General features: G+C 48.0%; 6 protein-coding genes and 2 tRNA genes. 2 read left to right on the forward strand and 6 right to left on the reverse strand.

The genetic code is table 11. From position 1 onward, the window contains the following. Position 1: 1 nt before the first annotated feature. The 4 genes from ABUA47_RS20865 to ABUA47_RS20880 form a co-directional block, all read right to left on the reverse strand. Positions 2–83, reverse strand: a tRNA-Leu gene (locus ABUA47_RS20865). 28 nt (positions 84–111) lie between these two features. Next, a tRNA-Gly gene (locus ABUA47_RS20870) sits at positions 112–184 on the reverse strand. Between the two features lie 111 nt (positions 185–295). Next, positions 296–1,441, reverse strand: coding sequence for a carboxynorspermidine decarboxylase (gene nspC / locus ABUA47_RS20875; RefSeq protein ID WP_035448315.1), 1,146 nt, complete (start codon positions 1,439–1,441; stop codon positions 296–298). 201 nt (positions 1,442–1,642) lie between these two features. Next, entirely contained in the window at positions 1,643–3,997 is a 2,355-nt protein-coding gene (locus ABUA47_RS20880) for an ATP-dependent helicase (protein ID WP_035448313.1), read from the reverse strand. Between the two features lie 144 nt (positions 3,998–4,141). Here ABUA47_RS20880 and ABUA47_RS20885 point away from each other — a divergent pair, with 144 nt between their 5' ends. Then, positions 4,142–4,762, forward strand: a complete 621-nt coding sequence (locus ABUA47_RS20885) for a superoxide dismutase (protein WP_005828364.1) — start codon at positions 4,142–4,144, stop codon at positions 4,760–4,762. A 166-nt stretch (positions 4,763–4,928) separates the two neighbouring features. Further along, positions 4,929–5,537: a thiamine phosphate synthase gene (locus ABUA47_RS20890; protein WP_035448311.1), complete on the forward strand. Its 609-nt coding sequence runs from the start codon at positions 4,929–4,931 to the stop codon at positions 5,535–5,537. Between the two features lie 19 nt (positions 5,538–5,556). On the opposite strand, the gene ABUA47_RS20895 is transcribed toward ABUA47_RS20890, so the two are convergent. Both ABUA47_RS20895 and ppdK read right to left on the reverse strand, forming a co-directional pair. Continuing rightward, positions 5,557–6,441 carry a sensor histidine kinase gene (locus tag ABUA47_RS20895; protein WP_005828359.1) on the reverse strand — a complete coding sequence of 295 codons (885 nt, stop codon included), beginning with the start codon at positions 6,439–6,441 and terminating at the stop codon, positions 5,557–5,559. 167 nt (positions 6,442–6,608) lie between these two features. Further along, the coding region (gene ppdK, locus ABUA47_RS20900; RefSeq protein ID WP_349831984.1) for a pyruvate, phosphate dikinase at positions 6,609–8,748 on the reverse strand (2,140 nt) is incomplete at its 5' end.

The following is an 8,748-nucleotide window of genomic DNA, read 5'->3' on the forward strand; positions in this document are numbered from 1 at the left end:
GTGCCCAGAACAGGACTCGAACCTGCATGCCTCTCGACACACGCACCTGAAACGTGCGCGTCTACCAATTCCGCCACCTGGGCATAGGTAATTGCAATCTAAACTGCGTTGAGCGGAAAACGAGACTCGAACTCGCGACCCTAACCTTGGCAAGGTTATGCTCTACCAACTGAGCTATTTCCGCGATTGCGGATGCAAAGGTAGATATTTTCCTTAAACCTGCAAACATTCCGCAGACTTTTTTCACACAGAAAAGTGTACATTTTCGCCAGGCATACAAGCAGACTTTTGATTATCAACTCATTCGCCCACGATAATCTTCATAAGAAAATTGCTTGAAAACTTCAGCTTTTCCTTCTTTTGTCCACATTGCAATGGCCGGATGGTGAATTCCATTGAACATATTCGTCTTTACAGTGGTGTAATGTATCATGTCCTCAAAGACGATTCTCTCCCCTATCTGCAGCTCATGGTCGAAACTCCACAGTCCCATATAGTCGCCGCTCAAGCAGGAGTTTCCTCCAAGGCGATAGACGTAAGGGCCCGCATCGCCCATCTCCGCTCCACGCACTGCAGGCTGATAGGGCATCTCCAGGCAATCCGGCATGTGGCACGTAAAGCTAACGTTGAGAATGGCGGTACGAATGCCGCGGTTTTCCACGATGTCCACTATCTCCGAGCTCAGCACACCGGTCTGCCAAGTAAAAGCGGAACCGGGCTCAAGAATGATTTGAAGATGTGGATAGCGCCCCTTCAAGCCCTGCAACAGACGGACAAGATGCTCTACATCATAATCCTTACGCGTCATCAGATGCCCGCCTCCTAAATTCAACCACTTAATCTGTGAGAACCAGCGGGAGAATTTTCCTTCCAAGTGCTCCAATGTGTGTTCCAGCTCGTAGGAAGAAGACTCGCAGTGACAATGACAGTGAAAACCTTCAATACCCGCCGGAAGTTCTTCGGGAAGCTGGTCGGCCATTACACCGAAGCGGGTACCGGGTGCGCAGGGATTATAAAGCTCCGTTTCCACCTCAGAGTATTCAGGATTGATACGGATACCGCAGGAAATGCCGCTTCCCTCCGCCACCACTACCGGATAAAAGCGGTGGAACTGCGAAAGCGAATTGAAAGTAATATGGCTGCTGCACCGCATTATCTCCGGAAAATCGGCCTCGGTATAGGCAGGCGAGTACGTATGTGCCTTACTTCCGAACTCCTCCAATGCCAGACGGGCTTCGTAGACAGAACTTGCCGTAGAGTGGTCTATATACTCCCTGAAAATGGGAAAGGAACGCCACATGGCAAATGATTTGAAAGCGAGGATTATCTCCACACCTGCGCGGTCGGCCACACTTTTTATCAGTGCGAGGTTCTTTCTCAGCAATCCTTCTTCCATAATATAGCAGGGAGAAGGGAAAAGGGAAAAGTCTTTATTTGTCATTTTATATATATTTTTTTTACCATTTATGATTCCATCCTAATAAACACGCCACAAGGGGTTGACAAGCCCTCTCCAACGATTTAGTAAAACTTCGGAGAAGATTTACTAAATCGTCCTCCTCATTTTAGTAATTCTCCGGGGAATATTTAGTAAAACAGATGCCGCCCTTCTGCAAAGTCATTCTTTTGTAAACAATATTCATCACCCTATAACTTTGAAACGCGCGAAGCGCAGCAAAAGTTGTTTGTCTCCCGCATTCTTGAAGCGGATGGTGGCTTTCGCATTGTCTCCTTCGCCCTCCACTTTCAAAACTTCACCCAAGCCGAAACGTTCGTGCTCTATCAGTTGTCCCTGCTGTATACGGTTGGCAGACCCGCCGTCAGAAAGCGATGTACTTGCCGTATTTGCAGAAGGCGCCACCCGTTTCAGGTTACGTGGAACGGTCGGCGCAATAATCTGCTGCTTCGGCCGTACAGACACACGCTCTTTTCCTCCATACGGAGCATTTTCCTTATCAGGCGCAAAGCCTCTGGCGTTCTCCCTGCGGAAAGCGACAGCTTCCTCCTCTACCCTGCGGAACATTCCCGCATCCTGAGGCAGACGCAGGAAACGTATATCTATATCCTTCAGGAAACGGCTGGGACTGCCGAACTCCATTTTGCCATACCGGAAACGTGTCTTTGCATACGACAGGAAACAGTGTTCTTCGGCACGTGTGATGGCTACATAGAACAGCCGCCGTTCTTCCTCCAATGCCCGGGGAGAGTCGCCCACCATGCCGCTGGGAAAAAGATTCTCCTCCATCCCCACTACAAACACATTCTTGAACTCCAATCCCTTGGCCGAATGTACAGTCATCAGGGTTATCTTCTCATCGTCCCCATCCTTATCCGAATCCTGGTCGGTAAGAAGGGAAACTTCCGAAAGGAAGTCACCCAACAACACGTTCAGGTTTCCTTCCTCCTGCCGTTGGGCACAAAAATCACTCATACCGTTCACCAGCTCCTCTATATTCTCCTTACGGCTCAGATTCTCGGGAGAGTTGTCCTGACACACATCATTGATGATGCCCGATTGGCGAATAATGTCGGCACCGATCTCGTAGGCATTCTTCTCCGCAGCATCTGTGATAAAGGCGGATATAAGTTCGCGGAATGCCTGCAACTTTCCCACCGTACCTTTATTGAAGTTCAAGCCATACGCCAACGGCTCACAAAGCACAGTCCACAAACTTACATTGTGCCCGGTGGCGGCAGCAATGATTTTTCCCACTGTCGTATCTCCGATACCCCGTGCAGGATAATTGATAATACGTTTGAAAGCCTCTTCATCATTGGGATTCACTATCAGACGGAAGTAAGCAATAACATCTTTGATTTCCTTGCGTTGATAGAACGACAAGCCTCCGTAAATACGGTAAGGCATACTGCGTTTGCGCATGGCTTCCTCAAAGATACGGCTCTGCGCATTGGTACGGTAGAGTATCGCAAAATCAGAGTAGGCATAGCGCTTTTCACGCCGCAGTTCAGCTATCTTATTCACCACAATATCCCCTTCTTCCACATCACTGTATGCCTGGTACACACCAATGGCCTCTCCCTTCTCCTTTTCCGAGAACACTTCCTTGCGTATCTGCCACTGGTTCTTTTCTATCAGGCTGTTGGCCGCGCGGACAATGGTCTGGGTGGAACGGTAATTCTGCTCCAGCTTGAAGACCTTCGTATCGGGATATACTTTCGTAAAGTAGAGAATATTGTCAATATCGGCACCACGGAAGGAGTAGATACTCTGTGCATCATCCCCCACCACACAGACATGCTGATGGTTCTTGGCAAGTTGCAGCACAATGCTGTGCTGTGCAAAATTGGTATCCTGATACTCATCTACCAGAATGTAACGGAACTGGTCCTGATAACGCGCCAACACCTCGGGGTGGTCCCGGAACAGCAGGAATGTGTAGAACAGCAAATCGTCGAAGTCCATCGCATCTGCCTGCCGGCAACGCTCCCAATATCTCTGGTAGATGTCGCGAAGCGCCGGAACCTTGGCTGCACGGTCTCCTTCGTAAGCCTCCTTGTTGTTGGCATAGCCTGCCGGAGAAACCAGATGATTCTTGGCATTCGAGATACGCGCCTGCACCATCCCCGGCTTGTACACTTTCTCATCCAGCCCCATTTCCTTGATAATGGAACGTATCAAGCTTTTACTGTCTGCCGTATCGTAAATGGTAAACTGCGAAGTGAAGCCGATATGCCCGGCCTCGACATGCAGAATGCGCAGGAACATGGAGTGAAAGGTTCCCATCCACAGATGGCGCGCCCTCTCCGGCCCCACCTGACGGGCTATACGCTCCTTCATTTCGCGCGCCGCCTTGTTGGTAAAGGTCAATGCCAGAATGTTCCAAGGCTGGTAGCCATTCTCCAGCAGATAAGCAATCTTGTAGGTCAGCACGCGCGTCTTTCCCGAACCGGCACCGGCTATCACCAGTGACGGACCGTCATTGTATAACACCGCGTTCCGTTGTCCTTCGTTCAGTTCCTCTATATAATCGGGCATATCCGTATAATCTTAAAATGATGATATTTTTTCTTCCTTTGTTTTTACGGAGGCAAAGATAAAAAAAGCTTCGGAGACGTACGAACATTTCTATAGGTTATAGTGTTTATATAGTAAAGTTCCAAAATTAAATAATTGAAACTTATGAATACAATATTAACGATTTTAATGATAACAGTTATGACTTACGAAATGCCAAAACTTCCCTACACCAACAATGCACTGGAACCTGTAATCAGTCAGCAAACCATAGATTACCACTACGGTAAACATCTGCAAACCTACGTGAACAACCTCAACAACCTCGTTCCGGGAACGGAATTTGAAGGCAAAGACCTGGTAACCATTGTTGCCACAGCACCGGACGGTGCCATCTTCAACAATGCAGGACAAGTGTTGAACCACACATTATACTTCTTACAGTTTGCTCCGAAGCCTGCCCACAGCGAGCCTACCGGCAAGCTGGCAGAAGCCATCAAACGCGACTTCGGCAGCTTTGAGAATTTCAAGAAGGAATTCAACGCGGCAGCTGTCGGCTTGTTCGGCTCCGGATGGGCTTGGTTGTCTGCCGACAAGAACGGCAAACTCCACATCACCAAAGAAGCCAACGGTAGCAATCCGGTACGCGCCGGTCTTGTTCCGCTACTCGGATTCGACGTGTGGGAACATGCCTACTATCTTGATTACCAGAACCGCCGTGCCGACCATGTGAACGAACTGTGGAGCATCATCGACTGGGATGTAGTAGGTAAAAGACTGAAATAAGCAACAAGGTCCCACTAAACATGTTAATGACGCATTCTTGAGCAACTAAGGTTCAAGAATGCGTTTTCTTGTTTAAAATAGCCATCTAACATATTTTAAAGAAATTCTTTGGCTTCTACCATAAGTATTCATTAACTTTGCTAAACTTAAAAGTTAAACAAAAGAAATGAAACTCATCGTAGTAACAGCACCCACATTTTTTGTGGAAGAAGACAAGATTATCACGGCACTATTCGAAGAGGGGCTGGATATTCTACATCTGAGGAAGCCGGAAACTCCCGCCATGTATTCAGAACGGCTTTTAACGCTGATACCCGCAAAATACCATAAGCGCATCATTACCCATGAGCACTTCTACCTGCAGGAAGAGTTCAGCCTGATGGGGATTCATCTAAACACCCGCAATCCCAAAGAGCCCCATGACTATTCGGGTCACATCAGTTGCACCTGCCATTCACTGGACGAAGTGCAGAACAAGAAGCATTTCTATGACTATCTGTTCCTAAGCCCGATATATAATTGCATCACAAAGTCCGGAGTCACGTCCGGCTTCACAGCCGAAGAGTTGCGGCAAGCAGGAAAAAGTAAGGTCATAGACAGTAGAGTCATGGCTTTGGGAGGCATTACTCCCGACAACATACTGGAGATTAAGGATTACGGATTCGGTGGTGCCGTTGTAATGGGTGACTTATGGAATAAATTCAATGCCTGCACCGACCGCGATTATCTGGAAGTAATCCGCCACTTCAAGAAGTTGAAGAAAATGGCTGATTGAGCCTTCTTGGACTGGCAAATCAAAATTTACCGTACTCTTTGTATTCAATACCGGCAGGCAACGTGAAATAGAAGGTGGAGCCTTCCCCTTTCTTAGACTCCACACCGATACCTCCCCCATAGTGCTCCACAATAGATTTGGTGATGGAAAGCCCCAACCCCGTACCTTTGATATTGTAGTTCATCTTCACAAACCGTTCAAAGATGGCATGTCTTCCCACTTCATCGATACCACAGCCTGTATCTGCCACATAAAAATAGAAGTTATGGTTGCTCAATCTCCTGCAACCGATTTTCACACTGCCCATCTCCGTAAACTTCAAGGCGTTCCTCACCAAGTTACCTATGACTTGGGCAAAACGCACGCGGTCTACCACCAAACGGCATTGAGGCAGCCGTTCTACAAACTCCACCTGAATGCCCGTGGGATGCGAGCGCATATTCTCCGTCGTACAGACTTCATCAATCAGCGCGTTTACATCCACTTCTCCATCGTTATATTCCAGAGTATTTGCCTCAATCTTCGAATAGTCCAGCAAGTCATTGACCAGTTGCAGCAGCGAGTCCTTGTTATCATTAATCTCCTTCAGAAAAGCCATACGGGTTTCTCTGTCCAAATTATCCATTTCGGCAAGCATAGTTGTAAAGCCTACAATGGCATTCAAAGGAGTACGAATTTCGTGAGTCATATTAGCGATGAAAGCATTCTTCAGCTGGTTGGATTCTTCGGCAACCTCATTGATGCGCTGCAACGTCTTCAACCTTTTGCTCTTGCTGATGGAAATGATTATCATGATGACCAAAAGCAGAATGACAATTATCCCAAAACTATATACCAATGCTTCATTATTCTGATAGAAGTCATTCGTCCAAACATCGTATGCTGCCGTAATTGTCAATATCATCGTTTTTTGCTTGCTTATTGGAAACTATAAAATTATGGGAAGCAAATATACTAAAGAAAATACAAATAAATTAATAGAAACTACAGTTTTTTCCAACAAAATAGGCCGCATGCCATTACCAAGTAAAGCATGCAGCCCATAAATGTCATTATTCAGTATTATTGAAATCAGCCTTCAATGGCAGCCTGCGCCGCAGCCAGACGTGCAATAGGCACACGGAACGGAGAACAGCTGACATAATTCAAGCCAACTTTGTGGCAGAACTTCACAGAAGAAGGCTCACCGCCATGTTCGCCGCAGATACCGCACTTCAAATCCGGACGGATAGCACGTCCCTTTTCAGTAGCCATGCGCACCAACTGTCCTACACCATTCTGGTCGAGTACCTGGAACGGGTCTACTTTCAGAATCTTCTTCTCCAGATAAATCGGGAGGAAGGAAGCGATATCGTCGCGTGAATAACCAAATGTCATCTGAGTCAAGTCGTTCGTACCGAATGAGAAGAACTCGGCAGAGGAAGCAATGCGGTCGGCAGTCAAGGCGGCACGCGGAATCTCAATCATTGTACCTACCTTGAAGTCGATGCTGTCACCCACTTCTTCAAACAACTGGGCAGCCTCAGCACGAATCACTTCTTCCTGCTGCTTGAACTCATACAAGATACCGGTCAGAGGCACCATGATTTCAGGATGGGTTTCAACACCTTCCTTCTTCAATTCCAAAGCAGCACCCAGGATGGCACGCGTCTGCATCTGTGTAATTTCAGGATATGTATTTCCCAAACGGCAACCACGATGACCCAACATCGGATTATGCTCACAAAGTGCCTCAACACGTTGCTGGATATACTGGAGGCTCACGCCCATCGTATCTGCCATTTCCTGCTGTCCCTTCAGGTCATGGGGAACAAACTCATGCAAAGGAGGATCAAGCAGACGCACCGTCACCGGACAGCCTTCCATTGCCTTGAAAATTCCCTTGAAGTCAGCTTGCTGGTAGGGAAGAATCTTAGCCAAAGCCTTGCGGCGCCCTTCTGCATTTTCTGCCAGAATCATCTCGCGCATGGCTTTAATCTTCTCGCCTTCAAAGAACATGTGTTCCGTACGGCAAAGACCGATACCCACAGCGCCAAAATTACGTGCTACTGCGGCATCATGAGGAGTATCCGCATTGGTACGAACCTGCAGCTTCGTATATTTGTCTGCCAAATCCATCAGTTCCGCAAAGTCACCGGACAGCTCAGCCGCTTTTGTCTCCACCTTGTCTTTATATACTTCACCGGTGCTTCCGTTCAAGGAGATATAGTCACCCTCTTTCAACAGTACACCATCCACTTCCACTGTACGCGCCTTGTAGTCGATGTTCAAGGCACCTGCACCAGACACACAGCACTTACCCATACCACGAGCAACCACTGCCGCATGCGAAGTCATACCACCGCGGGCAGTCAGGATACCTTCGGCAACTGCCATACCTGCCAAATCTTCCGGAGAAGTCTCGATACGTACCATCACCACACGCTTGCCGGCAGCATGCCATTCGGCAGCATCATCGGCAAAGAATACGATTTGTCCCGTAGCGGCACCCGGAGAAGCGGGAAGACCACGAGTCAACACCTTAGCTTGTTTCAGCGCTGTCTTATCAAATACCGGGTGGAGCAGTTCGTCCAACTTATTGGGCTCACAACGCATCAATGCAGTCTTTTCGTCAATCATACCTTGATGGAGCAAGTCCATGGCAATCTTCACCATAGCGGCTCCGGTACGCTTACCGTTACGGGTCTGGAGGAACCAGAGTTTACCCTCTTGTACTGTAAACTCCATATCCTGCATATCACGGTAGTGATTTTCGAGTTTTGTCTGCAAAGCATCCAGTTCCTTATAGATTTCCGGCATAGCCTCCTCCATGGAAGGATATTTGCTGACACGTTCTTCTTCGCTTACACCGGCTAATTCAGCCCAACGTTGAGAACCGATTTTTGTAATCTGTTGCGGAGTACGGATACCGGCAACCACGTCTTCACCTTGTGCATTAATCAAATACTCGCCATTGAAAAGGTCCTCACCGGTAGCAGCATCGCGGCTGAAGCAAACACCCGTAGCAGAGCTCTCGCCCATATTACCGAATACCATAGCCTGAACGCTTACGGCAGTACCCCATTCGTCAGGAATTCCCTCCATCTTACGATACAAAATAGCACGTTCGTTCATCCAGGAGTTGAATACGGCACAAACGGCACCCCACAACTGCTCGTAGGCACAAGTCGGGAAGTCTTTTCCGGTTTGTTCTTTCACCGCAGCCTTGAAC

The sequence above is a fragment of the Bacteroides sp. RTP31139st1_H2_RTP31139_211217 genome (assembly GCF_040227615.1).
Taxonomy (GTDB): Bacteria; Bacteroidota; Bacteroidia; order Bacteroidales; family Bacteroidaceae; genus Bacteroides; species Bacteroides uniformis.